Genomic DNA, 25,184 nt, shown 5'->3' on the forward strand with positions numbered 1-25,184 from the left:
AAGGTTAGATCGGCAACGATCTTTCAACTTGAGAGTTTGATCCTGGCTCAGAACGAACGCTGGCGGCACGCCTAACACATGCAAGTCGAGCGCACCTTCGGGTGAGCGGCGGACGGGTTAGTAACGCGTGGGAACATACCCTTTTCTACGGAATAGCCTCGGGAAACTGAGAGTAATACCGTATACGCCCTTCGGGGGAAAGATTTATCGGAGAAGGATTGGCCCGCGTTGGATTAGTTAGTTGGTGGGGTAACGGCCTACCAAGACGACGATCCATAGCTGGTTTGAGAGGATGATCAGCAACACTGGGACTGAGACACGGCCCAGACTCCTACGGGAGGCAGCAGTGGGGAATCTTAGACAATGGGGGAAACCCTGATCTAGCGATGCCGCGTGAGTGATGAAGGTCTTAGGATCGTAAAGCTCTTTCGCCAGAGATGATAATGACAGTATCTGGTAAAGAAACCCCGGCTAACTCCGTGCCAGCAGCCGCGGTAATACGGAGGGGGTTAGCGTTGTTCGGAATTACTGGGCGTAAAGCGTACGTAGGCGGATTATTAAGTTAGAGGTGAAATCCCACGGCTCAACCGTGGAACTGCCTTTAATACTGGTAGTCTAGAGTTCGAGAGAGGTGAGTGGAATTCCGAGTGTAGAGGTGAAATTCGTAGATATTCGGAGGAACACCAGTGGCGAAGGCGGCTCACTGGCTCGATACTGACGCTGAGGTACGAAAGTGTGGGGAGCAAACAGGATTAGATACCCTGGTAGTCCACACCGTAAACGATGAATGCCAGACGTCAGGCTGCTTGCAGCTTGGTGTCACACCTAACGGATTAAGCATTCCGCCTGGGGAGTACGGTCGCAAGATTAAAACTCAAAGGAATTGACGGGGGCCCGCACAAGCGGTGGAGCATGTGGTTTAATTCGAAGCAACGCGCAGAACCTTACCAACCCTTGACATCCTGATCGCGGTTACCAGAGATGGTTTCCTTCAGTTCGGCTGGATCAGTGACAGGTGCTGCATGGCTGTCGTCAGCTCGTGTCGTGAGATGTTCGGTTAAGTCCGGCAACGAGCGCAACCCACGTCCTTAGTTGCCAGCAGTTCGGCTGGGCACTCTAAGGAAACTGCCCGTGATAAGCGGGAGGAAGGTGTGGATGACGTCAAGTCCTCATGGCCCTTACGGGTTGGGCTACACACGTGCTACAATGGCATCTACAGTGAGTTAATCTCCAAAAGATGTCTCAGTTCGGATTGGGGTCTGCAACTCGACCCCATGAAGTCGGAATCGCTAGTAATCGCGTAACAGCATGACGCGGTGAATACGTTCCCGGGCCTTGTACACACCGCCCGTCACACCATGGGAGTTGGTTCTACCTGACGGCCGTGCGCTAACCTTCGGGAGGCAGCGGACCACGGTAGGATCAGCGACTGGGGTGAAGTCGTAACAAGGTAGCCGTAGGGGAACCTGCGGCTGGATCACCTCCTTTCTAAGGATGTTTCTAGAATTCAGGCTTGCCTGGATCGTGAAGCACTTAGCAGCTCGCAAGAGCATAGTCCTTTAAGGACACATCGGGCCGAACCGTCCTCATATCTCTTCGAAACTAGTAGTCATACGGGTTACCGCCCGTGTTTGGGTCGGTAGCTCAGGTGGTTAGAGCGCACGCCTGATAAGCGTGAGGTCGGAGGTTCAAGTCCTCCTCGACCCACCATTCTCAGTAGAGAATATGGGGCCTTAGCTCAGCTGGGAGAGCGCCTGATTTGCATTCAGGAGGTCAGCGGTTCGATCCCGCTAGGCTCCACCAACCATTCGATTTGATCGTTAAGCCGCTCTGGCGTCTTAACCGTCCAATCGGACGAATTGATATCGTATAGAGAGATACAAAACATCAGTTTTATGCTTGTCCGGGCAGTGCGCCTTAGGACAGCAGATCTGATCTTCGGATCAGTGAAGCAGGGCATAATTCTATCCAAGTCAAGTACACTAACCCGTCAGGCCTACAAAGCCTGACACTAAGTTCTTTCTTCCCTGCATGGGGCCGGAGACCTCCGGCAATGTGGGATCCAGAGGAAAGAGCGGGAAATGTGATGCTTTTGGTTCAGAGTAAAGGGTCCCTGACGAACCAGCAGGGATCCGCGGTGGGCTTAGGCCTGTCTTTCTCTGGATCAAATCAAGCGCGAGAAGGGCGTTTGGTGAATGCCTTGGCAGTAAGAGGCGATGAAGGACGTGATACTCTGCGATAAGTCGTGGTGAGCCGAGAATAGGCTTTGACCCACGAATTTCCGAATGGGGCAACCCACCTGACAGTTTCCTATTGTTATCTTCGGATAATCAATAGGTCGCTGAACCAGGTATTTTTAGGCTGAATATATAGGCTTAAAAAAGCAAACCCGGGGAACTGAAACATCTAAGTACCCGGAGGAAAGGACAGCAATAGCTACTCCCCTAGTAGCGGCGAGCGAACGGGGACCAGCCGAGCCATGAATGTGACCAGAACAACCTGGAAAGGTTGACCATAGTGGGTGATAGTCCCGTATGGGAAGCATGATTGGACGTATCAAGTAGGGCGGGACACGTGAAATCCTGTCTGAAGATCGGAGGACCACCTTCGAAGGCTAAGTACTCCTTACTGACCGATAGTGAACCAGTACCGTGAGGGAAAGGTGAAAAGCACCCCGACGAGGGGAGTGAAACAGTACCTGAAACCGAACGCCTACAAGCAGTCGGAGGCTCCTTGCGAGCTGACGGCGTACCTTTTGTATAATGGGTCATCGACTTGGTCTATCTAGCAAGCTTAAGCCGTTAGGTGTAGGCGCAGCGAAAGCGAGTCTTAATAGGGCGTCGAGTTAGATGGATCAGACCCGAAACCGAGTGATCTAGTCATGTCCAGGATGAAGGTAAGGTAACACTTACTGGAGGTCCGAACCCACACCTGTTGAAAAAGGTCGGGATGAGGTGTGACTAGGGGTGAAAGGCCAATCAAACTCGGAGATAGCTGGTTCTCCGCGAAATCTATTTAGGTAGAGCGTCATCCGAATACCCCGGGGGGTAGAGCACTGGATGGGTAATGGGGCCCCACAGGCTTACTGATCCTAACCAAACTCCGAATACCCGGGAGTACTAGATGGCAGACACACGGCGGATGCTAACGTCCGTCGTGGAGAGGGAAACAACCCTGACCTCCAGCTAAGGCCCCTAATTCATGGCTAAGTGGGAAAGCAGGTGGGACGACCAAAACAACCAGGAGGTTGGCTTAGAAGCAGCCATCCTTTAAAGATAGCGTAACAGCTCACTGGTCTAAATAAGTTGTCCTGCGGCGAAGATGTATCGGGGCTCAAGCCATGAGCCGAAGCTGAGGATGCACATAGTGCATGGTAGCGGAGCGTAGTGTGACATAACTCCATGTGTCCTTACTCCCTTCGGGGATATTGGACACAAGGAGTTTTCTGTGAAGCCGGCCTGTGAGGGATCCGGTGGAGAGATCACTAGCGAGAATGATGACATGAGTAGCGACAAACAGGGTGAGAGACCCTGTCGCCGAAAGTCCAAGGGTTCCTGCTTAAAGTTAATCTGAGCAGGGTAAGCCGACCCCTAAGGCGAGGCCGAAAGGCGTAGTCGATGGGAACCAGGTTAATATTCCTGGGCCAGGAAGTAGTGACGGATCGTGAAGGTTGTTCACCCTTATCGGATTGGGTGGGCCGCTAATCGGTTCCTGGAAATAGCTCTTCCATAAGATCGTACCCTAAACCGACACAGGTGGACTGGTAGAGAATACCAAGGCGCTTGAGAGAACGATGTTGAAGGAACTCGGCAAAATACCTCCGTAAGTTCGCGAGAAGGAGGCCCAGTTTCTACGCAAGTATTGACTGGGGGCACAAACCAGGGGGTGGCGACTGTTTACTAAAAACACAGGGCTCTGCGAAGTCGCAAGACGACGTATAGGGTCTGACGCCTGCCCGGTGCCTGAAGGTTAAAAGGAGGAGTGCAAGCTCTGAATTGAAGCCCAGGTAAACGGCGGCCGTAACTATAACGGTCCTAAGGTAGCGAAATTCCTTGTCGGGTAAGTTCCGACCTGCACGAATGGCGTAACGACTTCCCCGCTGTCTCCAACATCGACTCAGCGAAATTGAATTGCCTGTCAAGATGCAGGCTTCCCGCGGTTAGACGGAAAGACCCCGTGCACCTTTACTACAGCTTCAGACTGGCAACAGGACTGGGATGTGCAGGATAGGTGGTAGGCTTTGAAGCAGGAACGCCAGTTTCTGTGGAGCCATCCTTGAGATACCACCCTTCGCATTCTTGTTGTCTAACCGCGGTCCGTTATCCGGATCCGGGACCCTCTGTGGCGGGTAGTTTGACTGGGGCGGTCGCCTCCTAAAGAGTAACGGAGGCGCGCGAAGGTTGGCTCAGAGCGGTCGGAAATCGCTCGTTGAGTGCAATGGCAGAAGCCAGCCTGACTGCGAGACTGACAAGTCGAGCAGAGTCGAAAGACGGCCATAGTGATCCGGTGGTCCCGAGTGGAAGGGCCATCGCTCAACGGATAAAAGGTACGCCGGGGATAACAGGCTGATGGTGCCCAAGAGTCCATATCGACGGCACCGTTTGGCACCTCGATGTCGGCTCATCTCATCCTGGGGCTGGAGCAGGTCCCAAGGGTACGGCTGTTCGCCGTTTAAAGAGGTACGTGAGCTGGGTTTAGAACGTCGTGAGACAGTTCGGTCCCTATCTGCCGTGGGTGTAGGATACTTGAGAGGAGTTGCCCCTAGTACGAGAGGACCGGGGTGAACGATCCACTGGTGGACCAGTTGTCATGCCAATGGCAGTGCTGGGTAGCTATGATCGGAAAGGATAACCGCTGAAGGCATCTAAGCGGGAAGCCCCCCTCAAAACAAGGTATCCCTGAGAACCGAGGTAGACCACCTCGTCGATAGGCCGGAGATGTAAGCGCAGCAATGCGTTCAGTTGACCGGTACTAATTGTTCGATAGGCTTGATTTGATCCAGTGAAAGGCAGGAATGCCTTGGACCTGAAAGCGTCACACACCAAACCATCAGTGTATGCGACTTGGATAGGCACCATTTGGTGTCATGCGATGTTTCTTTTTTGGTTTGGTGGTCATAGCGAGAGCAAAACACCCGGCTCCATTCCGAACCCGGCCGTTAAGTGCCTTTGCGCCGATGGTACTGCGTCTTCAGGCGTGGGAGAGTAGGTCACCGCCAAACCTAATAAGAAACATCGCCGTATCTCTCTTACGATGCCATTCCATATGCATTTGGATTTATGTGGAATGGCCATATTGGCGCGGGGTGGAGCAGCCCGGTAGCTCGTCAGGCTCATAACCTGAAGGTCGTAGGTTCAAATCCTACCCCCGCAACCAAAATCAGCAAAAAGACTTCTTCGTGCGCCTCTTTCATAAGAGGCGGATAGGCAACACGGATGACTGGCTGTGTTCATTGGGCCATTACTTGCTCGCAGCAAGCGCAATAAACAATCCCAACTCGTCGACATCCACACCATAGCTTAGGCAAGCAGGCGGGGACCGCAGACACCGAGGAAATCCATGCTGCTTCCGAACTTTCTAAAACGAGCCATGCGCCGTTCGCTGAGCCGGAACGGGGAGCTGGTATATGATAATCGCATGCAGGCCGAGCGCTTTCGAGAGCTAGTGGCAACACCGGACTTGATCATTGATGTCGGCGTCGCGAATGGAACGCCGTGGTTATACGATGCTTTCCCACAAACAGAATTTATTCTCATCGATCCCATGGATGAGTGCGAAGACCAAGTCGCTTCCAGATTTCCCAACCTGCGGTTCCTGTTCCATTAGACAGCGCTTGGAAAGCAAGAGGGCACTATTGACCTCAATATCCCAATCGTTGGAGACCATACCCATGGCTCGAAAGCCAGCACTCTGCAACGGTCCGACCACTTCACACCGCTTGTCACAACTTGGGACACTCGCTCAGTTGACGTCAGAACACTTGATACTTTGACGCCAAAAGAAGGGCGCTTTGGATTAAAAATCGACCCTGAAGGCGCCGAAGCCTCCGTTCTCCAAGGTGCCCACAGAACGCTCATGCAATGCGACTTCGTGGTCCTGGAGCTATCTCTCCGAAAGCGCTTCGACGATGTGGCGCCCCCATCGCTGAGTATTGACCTTCTCCGAAATGCAGGTCTCGAGCTCCGTGATATCTTGTCGCTGAACGGAGGCACACAGGAGAAATCGCCAAATCACATGGACTGTCTGTTTACCAGGTGGAGCTAGAAATCCTCCGGACGGACCTCGGGTTTGTGGCCTCGTAATACAATTGTACGCAAGGATGCGTTCCCGCTTGAGCGCGTTGAGCATACCAAGAACTACTCACCATAGCGTTACGAAAATCGAACGCCGACAACCATTGACTTCGCGACGCACCGGTATTTCGATAGATCGAAACCAGCAGCTTAGGTGCTTTGTGAACCTGTGGGGCCACCCGAGCTTGTTTAAGCGGTAACCGATTACTGACGACGATGAGGAAGCCCAAATACCGCGGAACTGTCGCCATAGACTTGAGCCGAGCGTTAAGGTACGCACTAAGCCTTCAATACAGCTACTGCAAGAACGCCCCTGTCGAACGTGGTCCCACCGGCCACCTGGCTGCAAGCACAAGAGGAATGCATGAGATTTCCAAAATTCCGGGTCGGAAAAACCGCAAGCGGCACATCTTCAACTATGGCCACTGCTTACCGTGGATCGTTGGTTAAGTCTTACGAAAAGTCGCGCAAAAACAACCCGAAATGGGCGTTTGAGGAAGACACATTGCGGACCGTCATGAATGCAATCGATCCTAGTGAAAAAAGAATCGTTGCGGATATCCCAGTGGGAACAAACCGTTTCTACCAATTTCTAGACGACGACCCTGAGATTAAGATTGTACATTGCATCGATAACTCTGTTGATATGCTTATTGAGAGTATGATGAGAACCAGTAGCAAGTTCTTTTACTCAAGATGCGACATGATCGATGAAGGCACACCAATTGTTTCTGATACCGTAATTTCTTATCGGTTCCTAAATCTATTTGATTTTAATACTATCGAAAAGATCCTTGCCAACTTGTGCCATTCTAGTCGTAGAAATCTTATTATGACGATAAGGCTGAGCGAAAGCCATGAAGAATCTGGGTCGGTATTTCAAAATAAAATTCACATCCACTCCCGTGCCAGATTCGACGAAGCATTAGCGGCAAATGATTTTGAGCCAGTATGGGAAAAAGGCTACGCCGACGAAAAGCCAGGTGAGTACTTTACTCTTCATGCGCGCCGTAACGGTCATTAGGTGTCTGGACCATGCCAAATAAATTTTTGCGAGGCTGGAAAAATGGGAGAACCAGAAAGGTAACGCATGAAACTTTAGGCCATTTGTCAGCGATTGAGATCACCAGACCCGAAAATGGGCGGTATCTGAGAAACAAAGCCGGCCGAGCAGTGATAACCGGGCTTTATAATGGCGTCAGAGTAAAGGCGTTCCAGGCACACAGTGTACAGCATGCAATTTTTATATCTGATGCGTCTAGTTTATTACCCGAAATCTTTCCTCACGTTCATGGTATTTACGGGCGATGGATCTTTGCAGAATGGGCAGAGGGAACTCATAAAGGTGTAACTTATGAAAGCAGCCTTAACCTTTTCTCGCAGCTGCACGCCGTCGACCTAAAACACTTGCCAGCCACAGGCTTTGATTATCTGGAAGACTACATCATTCCGAGATTTCTCGAGGCTGCGACACTTGCTGGGAAGGCTGATAAATACCAATCACATATCTATGAGGTTATAAATCATTCTGCCCCAAGACAGCTATCTCATCCTGATCTGACTTTGGCCAATGTCGTGTACAGTCGTAAAAACCTCGTATCAATCGATAACGAACTCCTCTCGTCGGGGAAGCTCCCGCTTCTTGATGCTTGCAATTGTGCCAAATCCCTAGACCGATCCTCTCGTGAAGTTTTTTGGGAAGATTGGATTGCGACCAGACAGCCTGATGAAATTGAAATAAGAAACACCAGTATTGCGTGGCTCTTTCGAGAGGTTGGCTCATGTTTTATCAGCGGACGATTTGACCGCTGCAATAGCCTTCTTACATCTTTGGACGATGTGCCTGAACAGAGCCTGAAGGCCTTGGATTTTCCACTAGTATGACGGTGCGCACTACGTCAGTCCAGCTATTGGGCGCAGCGCTCGCAGGAAAAAGTACCGCGGAGAGAAGAGGTCCCGCCAAAAGTATGATCTCCAAGCGTGCCGCCTACTTTAGTAATTTCGAAAGTGACTTTACGCCTTCAAACCTCTTCGAACCTTCAAAAACCGGTGACTGTCCGTTCTCACAATTGTCCGCAAGGATAAGCTTTGAGAGAGCAGACTTACCAGCGTGTTGTCCACGTCCCACACTATAACTCAATCCTTCGCGACCTTTATAAAATTTGTAATGCAACGATGCAGCAAGGTGTTCAGACACTGCAACCTTTTTGTCAATTGAGTGGGGGCCTCTGGCAAATTTTGCGCCTTTCGGCCACTTAAGGAGTGCAAATTTGTTCAAGACTGAAGGCGCAGAGGTGAGAGCATTCTTCATCACTAGTCGCGTGAGTCTATTCTGAAGGTTTTCAAAGAGTGACGGATTCAATGGTCGCTTTATATGGGCAAAGCTGCCCAGAAACCAAGTCTGTAATGCGGTCGGCTTCTTTCGCCAAAAGAAAAGCCGATCTCTCACACCCCCCATGAAACACACATGTGGCGTTGGAAAACGCTTAAGGAAGCGTGTTGGCTGAGACATGATACGAATACCGAACGGAGGCGCGCCTTGATCATCGAAATAAGGAAAGGCTTCATGTGGCGCGGACCGACCATCAAAGTGGTGCTGATCAAGTGGCATATCTGCGTACATGTCAATCATTACACTTAAGAGAGCCCGCTCTCCCTTATCCTCCAACGCCTGCGCCAAATCGCACAGCTTCATCGGCATTTCCTTGTAGTAGAGAAATTCGTCAAGATCCGGCAATGTAACCCATCTATCGGTGCAATAATAATCCAAGATGTCTTCACGCCACTTTCCAAGATTTTCGCGGTAAGAAGTATTCTTTGCTGGCCGGAACAAGGTAATGTCGGACTGTTCGGACAGGATCTCGAATGTGCCGTCTGTCGAGTGATCGTCGACGATGAAAAAATGATTACAGCCGATACCTCTATAATGGTGCAAGAAATGAGGTAGAATGACCGCTTCGTTATGGCATACCGTTACACATGCGACCGTTGCCACGTCTTTAGGGCGGCCTGGTGTGACTTGCTCCAATACCTCACTCGTGAAACCGGACATGTTTACTCGTCTTCCTCCCAATTAATTTCACCCAGTTAATCCAAAATTCGGACGCGATGTATGCTGAAAATATGACCCTCAGACTGTATTCTAGATCAGGTCCGTCAATGCAGCAACGACACTTCCTAAACGCCCGACCCCGACTTGCTCGCGAATTCGAATAAGCCGTTTCTGACTCGACAGGCCCGAAGACTTGTAGTGCCGAAGCCATTGGGACAACAATCATCCGCCGCCGAAAGCCCGCCGACCGGAACAGAAGCTTCGACATGTTCGCTTCCGCACAAAACCATCCACGACCTCTTATCTCAGTAGACGCATTTTACCGACAGGCTCAAATGAATCACTTTGCCAGTCTCGCATTCGTTCGCGGCCCATCCGCTGCTCAGTTTCCCGAAACGCCGCCGCCCAAAACCGACGCCTCCGTCTGGCCACGAGCCCCGGTTCTCCCGCTCTGCGCTTCGTTGTAAGACAGGAAATCATGCCGCAAAAGGACGGCGCCCGCGCGCACCAAGGTATGTTCATTGGAAATCTCGATCCGCCATTGCGCGGGTGGAGTTCCGTATTGCAGCATCGCTTTGTAGCTTGCGAACGTGTCGGCTTCCAAATGCTGTAAGACAGACGCCATCGGCCCCGAAAACAGCATCACGCCCGGGTCGACCAGACTTGCCATATTGGTCAGCGTCTCGGCGATGACATCGCTCCACTCTCTTAGCGATCGGCGAGCGGGAGGGAGTCCGGCGCGATGCTCATCCAGCAACTCTTTGAGCGTTCTTGCGTTTCCCCCAAGTTCTGCATTGCGCGACAGCAACGCCCATGACCCGGCGATATCTTCGAGCCGTTGGATGTCGTCCGCGCGGTTTCCCGGCCGCACCATATGGCCAATCTCGCCGGCAAGCCCGGAATTCCCGGCGATCACGGATCCGTTGGCCACCAGCCCACCCCCGATCCCGGTGTCCAACCATGCGACGATAGCGTTGCGCCCGAGCCGGTCGGGGAAGCGAAACGAAAAGGCGGCTGCGTAAAGAGACGCATCATTGGACACGTGCTGAAGTGTGATGTCCGGAAAACGCACTTGCAGGCGGGCTGTCAGGGGAACGTCGCGCCATTCCAAGGTCGGTGCGCGCAGAACCACACCGGTATCGGTGACAACTCCCGGTACGGAAACCGCCAATCCGGCCACATCGCCGCGACCGTGGATCACCTCCGTAACTTGGTTTTCCATCACCGATATGACGGCTTCGGGGGTCTGGTCACTTGGCGAAATCGCCACTTCGCGAAATGCGATCAATGCGCCGCACAGATCCATCAACCCAACGCGCACGAAGCCGAAGGAAATCTCGACGCCGACAAAAGTACAAAAGCCCGGTGTCAATTCCAGCCGCTCGCCAGGGCGCCCGAACCTGGGTGTTGAGGCTTCATGGGCGCCGTCGGCATTGCTTGCAAATCGCAAGACACCAACCTCTAGGAGCCGCGCAGTCGGGGCGCCGACCGTCGACCGGGTCACGCCCATCTCGCGCGAAAGCTCTGCACGACTGCGCGGCACCCCGTCCGAGAGCACCTGCAAAACCGTCGCTTCCGTCTCATTGCGAAGCGTTAACATGGTCGGACCACCCCCGCCTTGAGAGACTCGATCTCAGGAAAAATGTTGACAAGCCTCTGCTTTTGTATTTCCTCACTACAAAATAAAAAAACGTTTCGTCAACATGGAGGAGAAATGGCGATGTTCCGTATCAAAGGGGTTACAGCCCTACTTTCAATGACTGCCCTGACCGCGCCGGCGTTTGCCGATGACGTGGAGGTGATGCACTGGTGGACGTCCGGTGGCGAAGCTGCGGCCATCGCAGTTCTGCAAGAAGATCTGGCAGAGCGCGGCACCGGCTGGACCGACATGGCCATCGCAGGGGGCGGCGGCGATGCCGCGATGACCGCCCTGCGCGCCCGCGTCGTGGCTGGCAACCCGCCGACTGCCGCCCAAATGCTCGGGATGAGCGTTCGGGAATGGGCCGAAGAAGGCTTCCTCGGCAACCTGAACGATGTGGCCGAAGCCGAAGGTTGGAACGATGTCATTCCGCCCGCGGTCCAGGCGTTTGGCACCTACGAGGGCGAATGGGTCGCCGCTCCGGTGAACATTCACCGCCCGCATTGGGTCTGGGGCAACGCAGAGATTTTCGCTGAAATCGGCATGGAGATGCCCACCAACTGGGACGAGTTCTTCGCTGCTGCGGACGCGATGCAAGCTGCCGGCTACATCCCCGTCGCACAGGGCGGACAAGCCTGGCAGGAAGCCACCATTTGGGAAGCCGTTGTGCTTTCGATTTCGCCCGACCTCTATGAATCGGCGCTCATCAATGCCGACATGGACGCGCTCGGCTCTGCCGAGATGGCGGAAAGCTTCGAAATCTATCGCCGCATTCTCAGCTATGCCGATGATGGATATGCAGGCCGCGACTGGAACCTGACCACGGCCATGGTCATCAACGGCGAAGCCGGGATGCAGATCATGGGCGACTGGGCCAAAGGCGAAGTGATCGCCGCAGGTCTCACACCGGGCGAAGAAATCCTTTGCGCCGTGGTTCCGGGTACTGACGGTTCGTTCCTCTTCAACACCGACTTCTTCGCGATGTTCGATGTGGGTGACGATGCGGCCGCCGCACAGCGCAACATGGCAGCCGCCGCTATGTCGGTCAGCTTCCAGGAGACCTTCAACCTCGCAAAGGGCTCGATCCCCGCGCGTACGGACGTTCCGTCGGATAACTTCGATGCCTGTGGCCAGACCTCGATGGCCGACATCGTCGAAGCGACGGAATCCGAGACGCTCTTTGGCTCGCTTGCACACGGCCATGGTCAGCCCGCCTCCGTGCAGGCTGCCTACATCGACGTGGTGACGCAGTTCGCAAACTCCGACATGTCGGCAGAAGACGCTGTTGAGGCCCTCGTCGCATCGGTCGGCAGCGCCCTCTAATCGCGGCTTTGCAATTTAGGGTTGGGCGGCGCTGGATATTGCGCCGCCCACGCCTCCAGACCAACCCATTCCTACCGTTTGACCCCGACTGACCGCTTGCCCGAATGGGTAACATCCGTTGGCTCAACCCCCGCCGACCGGACCCATGCGCACCCTCAGATCCTACCTCCCGCAATTGACACTGCTGCCAAGCCTCGTGCTGATCGCGGTGTCGGTCTATGGCTTCATTGCGCTGACGTTCGTCATATCCCTGACCCGTTCGCGGATGCTTCCGCGGTTTGACCGTTGGGAGGGGTTCGACAACTACGCCCGCGTGTGGAACCATCCGCGCTGGGACGTGGCGATGGACAATTTTGCCATCTTCGGCATCCTCTACATCGGCGGTACGCTGGTCATTGGCCTGACACTTGCGATCCTACTGGATCAGAAGATCCGCGCCGAGGGCCTTTTGCGGACCATCTACCTCTATCCCATGGCGCTTAGCTTCATCGTGACCGGCGTGGCCTGGCAATGGCTGATGACGCCGGATCTGGGGCTTGAACATGCGTTCCGGACGTGGGGCTGGGAAAGTTTCAACTTTGACTGGATCACGCAATCCGAGTTGGCGATCTACTGTATCGTGATCGCCGGGGCCTGGCAGGCCAGCGGCTTTGTTATGGCTCTGTTTCTGGCGGCGCTCAGGGGGATCAATTCCGAGATCATCTCTGCCGCCCGCATCGACGGCGCCTCGGGCCCTGCGATTTATTGGCATATCATCATCCCCGCCCTGCGCCCGGCCTTCCTGACCGCGATCGTCGTGCAAGGTCACCTCGCGATCAAAAGCTACGACCTTGTCGTGGCGTTAACCCGCGGCGGACCGGGCTTCGCGACCGAGCTTCCTTCGACCTTCATGTATGAATTCACCTTCTCTCGGAACGAGATGGCCATGGGTGCGGCCAGCGCCGTCATGATGCTGGTGCTGCTGACCGTCCTGATCGTGCCTTACCTCTACTCGGAGTTGCGCGATGACCGTTGATGCACGTCGCCGTTTCGATTTCAGCCGGGTCGTCGTCTACCTGGTCCTTCTGCTCGCGGCCTGTTTCTTCCTTCTGCCCCTTGTCGCAATGGTCTTCACCTCGCTAAAGACCATGCCCGAGATCACCGGCGGCGCGGGCTTCGAAGACGCCACGATCCTGTCGCCACCAAGCCTTCTTTCCTTGGAGGCCTGGGGACTCGCCTGGTCCTCGGCCTGCATCGCCGTGGCCTGCGAAGGCCTGCGCAGCTATTTCTGGAACTCGATCCTTCTGGTCATCTTTGCCGTCTCGATCTCGGTCGCCCTCGGGGCGGTCAACGGCTACGTCCTGTCGAAGTGGCGCTTTCGGGGCGACAACATCATCTTCGGAATGTTGCTGTTTGGCTGCTTCATCCCGTTCCAGATCGTCCTGATCCCGATGGCGCGCGTGCTGGGGATCCTCGATCTTGCTGGCACGCTCGGGGGGCTGGTGCTGGTTCATGTTTGCTACGGCATACCCTTTACCACGCTCTTCTTTCGCAACTTCTATGTCACGATTCCCGATGAGCTGATCTCTGCCGGGCGGATGGATGGTGCGGGCTTTTGGCAGATCTTCACGATAATCCTGGTCCCGATCAGCTGGCCGATTTTCGTGGTCGCGATCATCTGGCAATTCACCAACGTGTGGAACGATTTCCTGTTCGGGGCGTCCTTCGCGGGTCCCGACACGCGCCCTCTGATGGTCGCGCTCAACAACCTCGTTAACACATCGACGGGGACCAAAGCCTACAACGTCGACATGGCCGGTGCGATGATCGCCGCCCTGCCGACCATGCTCGTCTACATCGTCGGCGGCCGCTATTTCCTGCGCGGTCTGACGTCTGGCGCTGTGAAAGGATAAATATGGCCTCCCTCAGCATTGACAAGGTCACCAAGCGGTTCGGCACCACCGAGGTTCTGAGTGAGGTCTCCATCGGTATTGAGCCCGGCGATTTCCTCGTACTTGTGGGCCCCTCGGGCTGTGGCAAATCCACACTTCTGAACATGATCGCCGGTCTGACCGACCTGTCCGGCGGCGAGATCCGGCTGGAAGAGCGCCGCATCGACGGGCTGGAACCCAAGGAACGCAACATCGCGATGGTGTTTCAATCCTACGCGCTCTACCCCGCCATGACGGTCGAAAAGAACATCGCCTTCCCGCTGCGGATGGCCGGTGTCGATAAGGCCGGGCAGGCGGCCAAGGTCGGCGAAGTGGCGGACCTTCTGCAAATCGGCCACCTCCTGAAACGCAAGCCCGCCGCCCTTTCCGGCGGTCAGCGGCAGCGCGTCGCGATGGGCCGCGCCCTTGTGCGGGACCCCAAGTTGTTCCTCTTTGATGAGCCGCTGTCGAACCTCGACGCCAAGCTGCGCGTTGACATGCGCACCGAGATCAAGCGCCTGCATCAGCGTCTTGGCACAACCATCGTCTACGTGACCCACGATCAGGTCGAAGCGATGACGATGGCCACCAAGATCGCCGTCATGGAAGGCGGTGCCGTGCAGCAATTCGGCACCCCGGCCGAAATCTACGATCATCCGGCCAACCGCTTTGTGGCGACCTTCATGGGCTCGCCCGCGATGAACTTGCTCAAGGGTACGGTTTCCGGCGACATGATTGATCTCGGCGGTCTCCATCTGCCGGTTCCAGCGGCGGCCAAAGGGCTTTCGGAGGGGCATAAGGTCGAACTTGGCCTGCGCCCCGAATGGTTTGGCACCGAACCCGGCCCCGATACCGTGCCGATGAAAGGCGAGTTGGATCTGGTCGAGCCCACCGGCCCCGACCTCTACACCGTGATTGAAGCGGCAGGTCAGACACTGACCGCACGCCTCCCGGCGCGGGCCGACATCGGCGGCCCCGGCGAGATCGAGCTTCACGTCGACATGTTGAAGGCGGTCATCTTCGATGCCGAAACCGGCAAGTCGATGATGGCGCAATAAAACTGCAGATGGAGCACACCTGATGAAGGGACTCGACAAGGGGATCATCCTCGTCACCGGCGCAACGGGCGGCATCGGCGGCGCCGTCGTGCGCCAGCTTTTGGCAGAAGGCGCCACCGTTTTGGCCAGTGGCCGCGATGCCGAAAAGCTCGACGCATTGGCCAAAGACACCGGATGTGACACCGTTGCCTTCGACCTGACCTCCGAGGACAGCGTGCGCGCCGCCATCGAGGGCCGCAATATCTACGGCGTCGTCAATTGCGGCGGCTTCGGCGGCGAGATCGCCACCCCGATGGAGACCGATATCGACGTTTTCGACAAGGTCATCTCGATCAACGCCCGCGGCGCGCTATTGGTCACGAAATACGCCAGCCGCGAGATGATCCGCGTCGGCCAAGGCGGTGTTATCCTCAACGTTTCAAGCCAAGCGTCGCTTGTGGCCCTGAAGGGGCATATTTCCTACGGCTCGTCCAAAGCGGCGCTCGACAACATCACGCGGGTCTCCGCGATGGAGCTCGGCCCGCATGGCATCCGTGTGAATTCCGTGCATCCGACCGTCGTGATGACGCCGATGTCGGCCTGGTATTGGGGCCGCCCCGAAATCGAAGGCCCCTTCCTTGAGACCATGCCTTTGGGTCGGTGGGCCACCGAAGAGGAAATCGCGGCCCCGGTCGTGTTCTTGCTCAGCGACGGCGCGTCGATGATCTCGGGCGCGGCCCTGCCGATTGATGGCGGCTTTACCGCCGTCTGATGATGAGCACCGCAGAGCAATGGTTCCATATGTAACCGAAAACAAGTAGCGCTTCCCATATGGACCAATCCGACTTTCACCTGCCGCATTTTCTGCCCTACCTGCTCAACCAGGCAGCGGAGGCGGCCAGCCACGAGTTTCAGACCTATTACCGAACCCGCTACGGCATGCTGCGCACCGAATGGCGGGTTCTGTTTCACCTCGGTTGCTACGGCGATATGTCGGCCAAGCGGGTCTGTGACCTGGCTTCGATCCACAAGACGAAGGTCAGCCGCGCGGTTGCGGCCCTCGATCAAAAGCGCTTCGTGACCCGCACCGAGACGGAGGCTGATCGCCGTGTCGAACGCCTGTCGCTGACCCCGAAGGGACAGCAGGTTTTCGATGACCTGTCCCGTGCGGCGCATCGGTTCGAAACCGCTTTGCTTGAAGGCCTGCCGCGCGATGAAGTCAGGCACTTGCGCGCGGCATTGCTGAAGCTTTCGGGTCTGGATCAGCGCGGCCCGTGATTCGCGAACCGCGCATTTTTCAGCATTCGTCACGCGGAACGCCCCTTGCATGGGGCCAAGACCCTTTTCCGCCCCGTCGCAAGCTCGGAAAATTGATCTATAATTGATATACCCAATCCTGCATCGCTGCTTGCGCACGCGATCGTCATGGGCGCGATTGCTTCACCTTGGCAAAAATTGTTTGCGCGGTTGCCGCAGCGGCGTGTCACGCCGGGTGCAATTATGATTGGACGTCTTCCCCACTTGTTTTTATCGTTTCACCCAAAAGCAAAAATCCGATGGGAGGATCTTATGACCAAACTGCAGACTCTGCGGCTCTCTTGTGCCGCCACCGCCCTTGTCGCCGCCGGCGCCGTATCGGCGGATGAAGTGACTTTCCTGTGCTACCAGAACGGCAACGAATGCGACGTTCTTGGCGAGTTGGCCGCGGGCTTTGAGGCCGAGACGGGCCATACCGTCGCGATGGAGGTCGTGGGCTATGAAATCGTCCGCGATCAGTTGGAGAACCAACTGCAAACCGACGCGGCCCCTGATGTGGCGCGCGTGACCAACCTTGGCGGTTTGAACCAATACTACCTCGACCTGACGCCTTATGTGGACGCCGACTACATGGAAGCCTCCTACGGCGCCGTTCTGCCGTGGTACCGTGCGCCGGGTGGTGAGGATACCGGCATCTATGGCTGGCCGACCGAGCTGACCGTGACCGGGCCCTATGTGAACGTCACCATGTTCGACGACGCCGGTGTCGACATGCCCGGCACAGGCGCGACCTGGGATGACTGGGCCGCTGCCCTTGGCGAGGTGCAGGAAACCCTCGGCCTCGATGCGGCTTTGGCGATGGACCGCACCGCCCACCGCTGGGCAGGCCCTGCGTTCTCTTACGGCGCGGCCTTCTTCAACGATGCGGGTGAGCCGATCCTGGTCGACGAGGGCTTCCGCAACTATGCCGAAACCTTCGTGGGCTGGCACGAATCCGGTCTCATGCCTGCCGACGGTTGGCCTGCAGGCACCGGCACGGCCTACCGTAACGCAGCGCCGTTGTTCCTGGATGGCTCTGTCGCGATGCACATGTCGGGGTCGTGGATGATCGGCAACTACGCCGAGAACATCACCAATTTCGAATGGCGTGCGGTGCCCGCGCCCTGCGGCCCGGGTGGTTGCGGTGCAATGCCAGGCGGCGCAGGGATCGTGGCGTTTGAATCGACCGATGTGCCAGAAGCCGCGGCTGCGTTCATCGAATACCTCGCCCGCGAGGAAAATGCCGCAACCTTCGCCGCTCAGACCCGCTCGATCACCGCGCATCAGGGCCTGCAGGCCTCGGGTGTCGATTACGGCGATACCGATCCGGCGGTTGCCGCGGCACTCTCTACCTTCGCCGCTTCGATCGGCGAATCCGCTGAAAGCACGCCGCAGGCCTTCACCTTCCAGGGCTACGCCAAGAACTTCGTGATCTACGGGGTTGTGCCGGACTATATCACGCAGGTCATCACCGGCGAGATGAGCATGGACGACGCGCTGGCCGCCATTGACGCGGATGTCGCGGCACAGATCGCCGAGTAAAGCAGGGCAGGCGGGGCCAAGGCCATGTGGGACGCGATCCACAATGCCTTTGCCGGCTCCGCCTGGCCGCTTGGCTTTCTGATATACCTCGTCGTTGGGGGGGTCGTCGCCCGCCCCACCGGCACCTTCGGCTCCCGCGCCATGGCCGTGCTGGGCTGGCCGGTCGAGCTGGCACAGAAGATGCGCGGTCACGGGCCGCTGCCTTACGTATTCCTTTTGCCCAACCTCCTGATCTTCGGGATCTTCACCTTCGCGCCGCTGTTCATCAACGTGGGCTTCTCCGTCACCGAAGGCCAATCCATCAACTTCGCCGACCGCCCCTATGCGGGCACCGACAATTGGCAACGCCTTCTGGCCGAGACGCAGATCGACACCGGCCAGTCCAACCTGGAAGACGACCAATTCCGCCAGGCGGTGATGGACACCTCCGTGTTCGTGGTCTTTCAGGTGCCGATCATGGTGCTGTTTGCGTTGATCACGGCGCTGGTGCTGAACCGCCCGATCATCGCGCGCGGCTTCTGGCGATCGATCTTCTTCTACCCGGTCATGCTGTCGCCCGTCGTGGTGGGCTTCCTGTGGACCCTGATCCTCAAGCGGCAAGGGCTCTTGTCCATCACCCTGATGAACTGGGGCTGGATCGACGAACCGATCCAATGGCTGGTTGATCCGGCGTGGACGATGTTCTGGTCGATCTTCGTCTACACATGGGCGCATCTGGGCTTTTACATGCTGATCCTTCTGGCGGGATTGCAGGCGATCCCCGGCGACCTCTACGAGGCGGCGGAAATGGACGGGGCCTCGCCGTGGCGCGTGTTGACCAAGATCACCTTGCCGCTTTTGATGCCCACGCTTCTGGTCGTGACTGTCCTGTCGCTGATCAAGGCGTTTCAGGCCTTTGAAGAGCTCTACGCAATGCAGGTCGGCTGGATCTCCATCGTCGCCTATATCTTCGAGACCGCCGGTTTGCGCGGCAATCCCACGCCAAACGGCCTGGGCATTGCGGCTACGGCGTCGCTGATCATCGCGGGCGGCCTCGCGATCCTGTCCATCGTTCAGATTTTCCTTAGCGGAAGGAACGCAAGATGAGCGCGGTCTGGGGCTTTCTCACCCGCACGCAAGGCCGTGGCGGGCGCCTGACGTGGACCGATTGGTTCAGCTACGGCTACCTGATCCTAGGCTTTCTCGTGATCCTGTTGCCCGTGCTTTGGCTTGGCCTGAACTCCATCAAGACGCAGTTCCAGATCGAGAGCCAAGACCTCTCCCTGCTGCCCGGCGATTTCGACCGCGTGGCGCGCGCCACCGTCAACGGCCCTGATGGGCGCGAAATCTTCGTGATCGCGGATCTGCCCGATTGGGTGCTCAACTGGTCCGACATCTCCGATGAAGAACGCGCGGATCAGGACATTGCAGGATTTCTTGCCGGATACGAGGGCAATCAACTCTACGCCCTCCGCTCGCATCTGGGGCAGGTCAGTAACGCCGCCCGCCAACTCATCGCCGACCAAGGCCTGCCCGATTGGCTTAACCGCTACGGCGCTTTGACCCCCACCGCGCGCGAGGCCTTCGACCTCGACTCCGTCGTCGCCACGCTTGATGCCGATCAACAGCGCCTGCTGCTCGAATACCTCGGCCAACCGCCCTTTGAGCCCAACCGCATCGTCACCCAGGCCCTTGTCACCGCACCGCATCCCGAGACCGGCGAGATTATGCAATGGGCGATCCCGAACCCCAACGCGACCTCCGAATTCTTTCCCGGTCGCGCCGTCAATGGATCGGCAGACGGGGTCGTGCGCCTGCCCGCCGACACCGTGACAGCCACCCGCAATATCGCCCCCGAATGGGACAATTACATCGAACCCCTGACGAACTCCGCCTACGGGGTGAATGTCAATTTCGTGACCTGCATCACCAACTCCGTCCTCGTGACCGTGATCGCGACCTTCATCACGCTTCTGATCAACTCCATGGCCGCCTTCGCCCTGTCGAAATACACGTTTCGCGGCCAGACCCTGTTCCTTGTGGTCATCCTCGCCACCCTCATGGTGCCCGCCACGATCACCCTTGTGGGCGTGTTCAAGGCGATCAACGCGACCGGGCTGTCGGGCTCCATCTGGGGGGTGATCATCCCCGGCGCCGCGACACCTGCGGGGGTCTTCCTGTTGCGTCAGTATATGCTGACAATCCCCGACGAGCTGCTGGAAGCCGCCCGCATGGACAGCGCGTCGGAATGGAAAGTCTTCTGGCGCATCGTCCTGCCGCTGGCGCTTCCGGCTATCGCGGCGCTGGGAATCCTGTCGATCATCTGGCGCTGGAATGACCTGATCATCCCCATGGTCGCCATCGCCACGGCGACCGAAGCCTACACGATCCAGCTTTGCCTTCTGGAATTCCGTGGCGAACACGTCAGCCAGGAACACTACCGCCTTGCCATGACGGTCGTGTCACTGATCCCGACGACGCTCGTTTTCGTTTTCCTGCAAAAATACATCACCACCGGCATTGCCAACACTGGAATGAAGTAACCCGCTATGGCCCTTCTCGAACTTCGCAACGTCAAGAAATCCTACGGGCCGGTGGATGTGATCCACGGCATCGATATCACGGTGCAATCGGGTGAATTCTGCGTCTTCGTCGGCCCCTCGGGCTGTGGGAAATCCACGCTTCTGCGCATGATCGCCGGGCTCGAACAGATCACCGATGGTGAGATCGCGATTGATGACGAACGCCTCAATGAGGTTGCCGCGTCCGAGCGTGGCCTGGCCATGGTGTTCCAATCCTACGCGCTCTACCCGCACATGTCGGTGCGCAACAACCTCAGCTTCGGTCTGGAAAACATCTCCACCCCCAAGCCCGAGATTGATCAACGCGTGAACGAGGCCGCGCGCATGTTGCAGATCGAGGACTACCTCGATCGCAAGCCCGGCCAACTTTCGGGTGGTCAACGGCAGCGCGTCGCCATCGGCCGCGCCGTCGTCCGCGAGCCGCGCGTGTTCCTCTTTGATGAGCCGCTGTCGAACCTCGATGCCGAACTGCGTGTGGCCACACGGGGTGAGATCTCCGCGCTTCACAAACGCCTGGGCAATACGATGGTCTACGTCACCCACGATCAGGTCGAGGCGATGACCATGGCCGACAAAATTGCCGTTCTGCGCGCCGGGCGGTTGGAACAATTCGGCCCGCCGCTTGACCTCTTCAACGCCCCCGCCAACCGCTTTGTCGCGGGTTTCATCGGGTCGCCCAAGATGAACTTCGTGAAAGGCACGATGGGAGAGGGGGGGCGCTTCATCAGCGATGGCGGCGCCGAAGTGCAGATGGACACCGCCCGTTTCAAAACGCGCCCGAACCAGGCCGTCGAACTGGGCGTTCGCCCCAGCCATACATCGCCGTCGGATGGCGGCATCCCGCTGAAGGTCCGCGCCGTGGAACAATTGGGCACAGAAACCTTCGTCTATGGCGCGGTCGATGGGGCCGAAGAATTTGCCATGCAGCTCGCCGGTCAGGTCAACATTCAACCCGACACCGTGCAGCACGTCGCCATCGACGCCGCCGCCGCCCACCTGTTCGACCTCGACACCGGCCTTTCCTGCGCGCAGTAGGGCACCGGCGCGCGCAATCCCTCGCGCTGCTTCCCGACCGCGTCAACACTTCCGGCCCCTTGCGCAGCGGCGCAACCCGCCGACCTTGCGTCGATGCCTTGACGCGAGCCGTGGAACGTTCCAAAACAGGGCTATAGGAACGTTCCAAAAAATCGGAGACAGCCATGCGTTGGGGATTGATCGGGGCCAGCACAATCGCGGCCGAGCACGTGATCGGGGCCATCCGCACCTCTGGCGGCCATATCGCGAGCGTCCTGTCCGCCGACCCCGACCGCGCCAGAAGCTACGCCGCGCAGCACGGCATCGACCAGGGCGTCACGGACCTCGACGCTGCGCTCGACGGGGTCGATGCCGTCTATATCTCCACCACCAACGAAAAGCACTTGCCGCAGGCCATGGCTGCCATCGACGCCGGCAAACATGTGCTGTGTGAAAAGCCGCTCGCCATGACGGTGGCCGATGCGATCACCATGGTGACTGCCGCACAGGAAAAGGGCGTGACCTTCGGCACCAACCACCATCTGCGCAACGCGGGCACGCACCTCGCCATCCGGGAGCTGATCGCGTCGGACCGCATCGGCAAGGTTCTCTCGATGCGGGTCTTCCATGCCGTCCACCTGCCGCCGCACCTGCAAGGCTGGCGCATCGACAATCCGGGCGCGGGCGGCGGCGTGATCCCCGACATCACCGTCCATGATGCCGACACTGTCCGCTTCCACCTCGGCGAAGATCCCCTCGACGTTGTTGCCATGAAAACCGCCTCAGGTCTCGGGCAGGGGGTCGAAGACAGCGCCATGTCGGTCTGGTCCATGCCTTCCGGCGCCATGATCCACACCCATGAAAGCTTCACCCACCGCTTCGCCGGATCGGGGGTCGAGGTGCACGGAACCGAAGGTTCGATCGTCGCCCGCAACGTCATGACGCAGCAGCCCGTGGGCGAGATCACCCTGCGCTTCGATGGCGGCGAACAGGCGGTCGAATATTCCGACCATTCCCTCTATGCCCGCGCCGTCGGCCTTTTCTCCAAAGCCTGTGCCGGAGACGGTCGACCGTCTGCCGATGGCGTCGATGGGGTCAAATCCCTCGCCGTCGCCGCAGCCGTCACCAAGGCCGCCAAAACCGGACAGCGCACAGCCGTCGATTACGGCGGCTTGTGACATGTCCAAGCTCGTTACCGCCGCCGAGGCCGTCGCCCGCATCACCGACAACGCGGTGATTACGGTCTCAAGTTCTTCCGCATTGGGTTGTCCCGACGCTGTTCTGCAAGCTCTCGGAGACCGCTTCGACACGGAAGGCGTGCCGCGAAACCTTACCACGATCCACCCCATCGCGGCGGGTGACATGTATGGCGTCAAAGGCGTCGATCATATCGCCAAGGACGGCCTGCTCGCGCGCATCATCGGCGGATCCTACCCGTCCGGGCCTTCGTCGCTGCCGATGCCCGCGATCTGGCAGATGGTCGTCGAAGACCGCGTCGCGGCCTATAATGTGCCCTCTGGCATTCTGTTTGACATGCACCGCGACGTGGCCGCCCGCCGCCCCGGCGTGTTGACACAAGTGGGATTGGAAACCTTTGTGGACCCGATCCGCGAAGGTTGCGCCATGAATGCGCGCGCCGCCGAGTCCCCGATCGTCCACCGCACCGAATTTGCCGGCGACACATGGCTGCACTTCCCCAATATCACCCCCAACGTGGCCATCATCCGCGCCACCACAGCCGATGAAAACGGTAACCTCACCTATGAACACGAGGGCGCCTATCTCGGTGGATTGGATCAGGCCATCGCCACCCGCAACCACGGCGGCCTTGTCATCGCGCAGGTCAAGCGCATGACCGCCGCCGGGTCGCTGCGCCCCCACGACGTTCACGTGCCCGGCCACCTCGTGGACCTGATCGTGCTCGCCCCCGATCAGAAACAGACCACCGAAACCCCCTATGACCCTGCCATCTCCGGCGAAGTCATGCGGCCTTGGGCGTCTTTCTCTCTCGCCGATCATGGCGTCGAGAAAATCATCGCGCGTCGCGCCGCGATGGAACTCAAGCGCGGCATGACCGCCAACCTCGGCTTCGGCATCTCCGCCATGGTGCCCCGTATTCTGCTAGAAGAAGGCGCCGAACAGTCCGTCACATGGGCCATAGAACAGGGCGCTGTGGGGGGCATGCCGCTCACCGGCTTCGCCTTTGGCTGCGCCTCGAACGCGGACGCCTTTGTGCCAAGCCCGAACCAGTTCACCTATTTCCAGGGCGGTGGGTTCGACGTGTCGTTCCTATCGTTCATGGAGGTCGACGTGGACGGCAACGTCAATGTCTCCAAGCTCGGCAAGAAGCCCTACCTGACCGCCGGCTGCGGCGGCTTTGTCGACATCACGGCCCATGCCAAAAAGATCGTCTTTTCCGGCTATTTCGAAGCCGCCGCGCAGTTGGACCTGACCGAGACTGGCCTTCGCGTCACCCGCCCCGGCAAATTCACCAAGATGGTCGAGGCCGTCGAACACGTCACGTTCCCCGGTCGCCGCGCCCGTGCCCGTGGGGCGAATGTGCTCTATATCACCGAACGCTGCGTCATGCGGTTGGGCGATAAGGGCCTCGTCGCCCATGAAATAATGCCGGGCATCGACCCGCAGCGCGATATCATCGACGCCTCCGAAGGTCGCGTAGCCGTCGCGGACGACGCCATCACCATGCCGCTGTCCCTCCTGAACGACGCGCCCATGGGTCTCGTCCTATGAGCGCTGTTCACCTTGATATCGACGGGGTCATCGCCCACCTCCGACTGGACAATCCGTCCAAACTCAACGCGCTCACAATCGACATGCTGGCGCAGCTGGAACAGGCCTGCGCCATCCTCGAACGTAGTCCGCAAATCAGCGCGGTGATCCTTTCGGGCGACGGCGACCGCGCCTTCTGCGCCGGGGCCGACATCAAGGCCTGGGGCGCGCTCAGCCCGACGGACTTCGCGCGTAATTGGGTCCGCGAAGGGCACCGCATTTTTGATCGGTTCGCGCGTCTGTCGATCCCGACCATCGCGGCGATCCACGCCCCTGCCATCGGCGGCGGGTTGGAGCTTGCCGCCTGCGCCGATATCCGCGTCATGGCCCCCATGGCCACGTTGGCCCTGCCCGAAGCGCAGGTCGGCATCGTACCCGGCTGGGGCGGCACCAACCGCCTGCTGCGGCTTCTGCCCGAGCCGACCGTCAAAGAAATGGCCCTCTTCGGGCGCAAGCTCACGGCCGACAAGGCCTGGTCCCTGGGCTTTGTGGCCGAGATCGCCGAAGATACGCTCGCGACCGCCATGCACATCGCTGTGCAAGCCGCCACGGCGTCTCCGCGCGCCCATGAGGTCGCCAAATACCAGATCCACGCCGCCGTCGGCGAAGACCGTGCGGCCCTGATCGAAGCGCTTGGCGGCGGCATGATTGGCGCAACACGCGACCGCGCCGAGGGCGTGGCCAGCTTCAAAGACAAGCGCAAACCAGAGTTTCCGGGGAGCTGATC

18 protein-coding genes, 3 tRNA genes, 3 rRNA genes and 1 pseudogene are annotated in these 25,184 nt (G+C 58.0%); 23 read left to right on the forward strand and 2 right to left on the reverse strand.

Annotation, left to right across the window (positions count from 1 at the left end):
* Positions 1-24: 24 nt before the first annotated feature.
* From V8J83_RS12385 to V8J83_RS12425, 10 genes and pseudogenes are all read left to right on the forward strand, one after another.
* Positions 25-1,488 (forward strand): 16S ribosomal RNA (locus V8J83_RS12385).
* 145 nt (positions 1,489-1,633) lie between these two features.
* A tRNA-Ile gene (locus V8J83_RS12390) sits at positions 1,634-1,710 on the forward strand.
* Between the two features lie 17 nt (positions 1,711-1,727).
* A tRNA-Ala gene (locus tag V8J83_RS12395) sits at positions 1,728-1,803 on the forward strand.
* 364 nt (positions 1,804-2,167) lie between these two features.
* Positions 2,168-4,996 (forward strand): 23S ribosomal RNA (locus V8J83_RS12400).
* A gap of 110 nt (positions 4,997-5,106) precedes the next feature.
* Positions 5,107-5,221, forward strand: a 5S ribosomal RNA gene (gene rrf / locus V8J83_RS12405).
* Together the 16S, 23S and 5S rRNA genes with 3 tRNA genes alongside form the textbook arrangement of a ribosomal RNA operon.
* Positions 5,222-5,299: 78 nt before the next feature.
* A tRNA-Met gene (locus V8J83_RS12410) sits at positions 5,300-5,376 on the forward strand.
* A gap of 183 nt (positions 5,377-5,559) precedes the next feature.
* On the forward strand, positions 5,560-5,826 hold the full coding sequence (locus V8J83_RS12415; protein WP_339986702.1) for a class I SAM-dependent methyltransferase: 267 nt from the start codon (positions 5,560-5,562) through the stop codon (positions 5,824-5,826).
* A 15-nt stretch (positions 5,827-5,841) separates the two neighbouring features.
* A pseudogene (locus V8J83_RS19060) lies at positions 5,842-6,264 on the forward strand (FkbM family methyltransferase); the annotation flags it as partial.
* Between the two features lie 393 nt (positions 6,265-6,657).
* On the forward strand, positions 6,658-7,317 hold the full coding sequence (locus V8J83_RS12420; protein ID WP_339986703.1) for a hypothetical protein: 660 nt from the start codon (positions 6,658-6,660) through the stop codon (positions 7,315-7,317).
* An 11-nt stretch (positions 7,318-7,328) separates the two neighbouring features.
* On the forward strand, positions 7,329-8,177 hold the full coding sequence (locus V8J83_RS12425) for a hypothetical protein (protein ID WP_339986704.1): 849 nt from the start codon (positions 7,329-7,331) through the stop codon (positions 8,175-8,177).
* A 103-nt stretch (positions 8,178-8,280) separates the two neighbouring features.
* On the opposite strand, the gene V8J83_RS12430 is transcribed toward V8J83_RS12425, so the two are convergent.
* Both V8J83_RS12430 and V8J83_RS12435 read right to left on the reverse strand, forming a co-directional pair.
* Positions 8,281-9,345: a glycosyltransferase family 2 protein gene (locus V8J83_RS12430; RefSeq protein WP_339986705.1), complete on the reverse strand. Its 1,065-nt coding sequence runs from the start codon at positions 9,343-9,345 to the stop codon at positions 8,281-8,283.
* A gap of 382 nt (positions 9,346-9,727) precedes the next feature.
* Entirely contained in the window at positions 9,728-10,945 is a 1,218-nt protein-coding gene (locus tag V8J83_RS12435; RefSeq protein ID WP_439649787.1) for an ROK family protein, read from the reverse strand.
* Between the two features lie 120 nt (positions 10,946-11,065).
* On the opposite strand from V8J83_RS12435, the gene V8J83_RS12440 reads away from it, so the two are divergent.
* The 13 genes from V8J83_RS12440 to V8J83_RS12500 all read left to right on the forward strand — a co-directional run bounded on the left by V8J83_RS12440 (position 11,066) and on the right by V8J83_RS12500 (position 25,182).
* A complete protein-coding gene (locus tag V8J83_RS12440) occupies positions 11,066-12,307 on the forward strand; it encodes an ABC transporter substrate-binding protein (RefSeq protein WP_339986707.1) in 1,242 nt (413 codons plus the stop codon).
* Between the two features lie 145 nt (positions 12,308-12,452).
* Positions 12,453-13,322, forward strand: a complete 870-nt coding sequence (locus V8J83_RS12445; protein WP_339986708.1) for a carbohydrate ABC transporter permease — start codon at positions 12,453-12,455, stop codon at positions 13,320-13,322.
* Positions 13,312-14,199: a carbohydrate ABC transporter permease gene (locus V8J83_RS12450; RefSeq protein ID WP_339986709.1), complete on the forward strand. Its 888-nt coding sequence runs from the start codon at positions 13,312-13,314 to the stop codon at positions 14,197-14,199. Before V8J83_RS12445 ends, V8J83_RS12450 begins: the two co-directional genes overlap by 11 nt.
* Positions 14,200-14,201: 2 nt before the next feature.
* Positions 14,202-15,275 carry an ABC transporter ATP-binding protein gene (locus V8J83_RS12455; RefSeq protein ID WP_339986710.1) on the forward strand — a complete coding sequence of 358 codons (1,074 nt, stop codon included), beginning with the start codon at positions 14,202-14,204 and terminating at the stop codon, positions 15,273-15,275.
* A 22-nt stretch (positions 15,276-15,297) separates the two neighbouring features.
* Positions 15,298-16,026, forward strand: coding sequence for an SDR family oxidoreductase (locus tag V8J83_RS12460; RefSeq protein WP_339986711.1), 729 nt, complete (start codon positions 15,298-15,300; stop codon positions 16,024-16,026).
* A gap of 59 nt (positions 16,027-16,085) precedes the next feature.
* On the forward strand, positions 16,086-16,532 hold the full coding sequence (locus V8J83_RS12465) for a MarR family winged helix-turn-helix transcriptional regulator (RefSeq protein ID WP_339986712.1): 447 nt from the start codon (positions 16,086-16,088) through the stop codon (positions 16,530-16,532).
* A gap of 291 nt (positions 16,533-16,823) precedes the next feature.
* Complete coding sequence (locus tag V8J83_RS12470; protein WP_339986713.1) at positions 16,824-18,092, forward strand: ABC transporter substrate-binding protein; 1,269 nt, start codon at positions 16,824-16,826, stop codon at positions 18,090-18,092.
* 24 nt (positions 18,093-18,116) lie between these two features.
* Positions 18,117-19,178 carry a carbohydrate ABC transporter permease gene (locus tag V8J83_RS12475; protein WP_339986714.1) on the forward strand — a complete coding sequence of 354 codons (1,062 nt, stop codon included), beginning with the start codon at positions 18,117-18,119 and terminating at the stop codon, positions 19,176-19,178.
* Positions 19,175-20,614, forward strand: coding sequence for a carbohydrate ABC transporter permease (locus V8J83_RS12480; protein WP_339986715.1), 1,440 nt, complete (start codon positions 19,175-19,177; stop codon positions 20,612-20,614). Before V8J83_RS12475 ends, V8J83_RS12480 begins: the two co-directional genes overlap by 4 nt.
* A gap of 6 nt (positions 20,615-20,620) precedes the next feature.
* Complete coding sequence (locus tag V8J83_RS12485) at positions 20,621-21,688, forward strand: ABC transporter ATP-binding protein (protein WP_339986716.1); 1,068 nt, start codon at positions 20,621-20,623, stop codon at positions 21,686-21,688.
* Between the two features lie 164 nt (positions 21,689-21,852).
* The gene (locus V8J83_RS12490) at positions 21,853-22,845 is read left to right on the forward strand and encodes a Gfo/Idh/MocA family protein (RefSeq protein WP_339986717.1); all 993 of its coding nucleotides are present in this window, start codon (positions 21,853-21,855) and stop codon (positions 22,843-22,845) included.
* A 1-nt stretch (position 22,846) separates the two neighbouring features.
* Entirely contained in the window at positions 22,847-24,418 is a 1,572-nt protein-coding gene (locus V8J83_RS12495; RefSeq protein WP_339986718.1) for an acyl CoA:acetate/3-ketoacid CoA transferase, read from the forward strand.
* Complete coding sequence (locus tag V8J83_RS12500) at positions 24,415-25,182, forward strand: enoyl-CoA hydratase/isomerase family protein (protein WP_339986719.1); 768 nt, start codon at positions 24,415-24,417, stop codon at positions 25,180-25,182. Before V8J83_RS12495 ends, V8J83_RS12500 begins: the two co-directional genes overlap by 4 nt.
* The last annotated feature ends 2 nt before the right edge of the window (positions 25,183-25,184 follow it).

Origin of the sequence: Gymnodinialimonas ulvae, from assembly GCF_037543845.1 — a bacterium.
Taxonomy (GTDB): Bacteria; Pseudomonadota; Alphaproteobacteria; order Rhodobacterales; family Rhodobacteraceae; genus Gymnodinialimonas; species Gymnodinialimonas ulvae.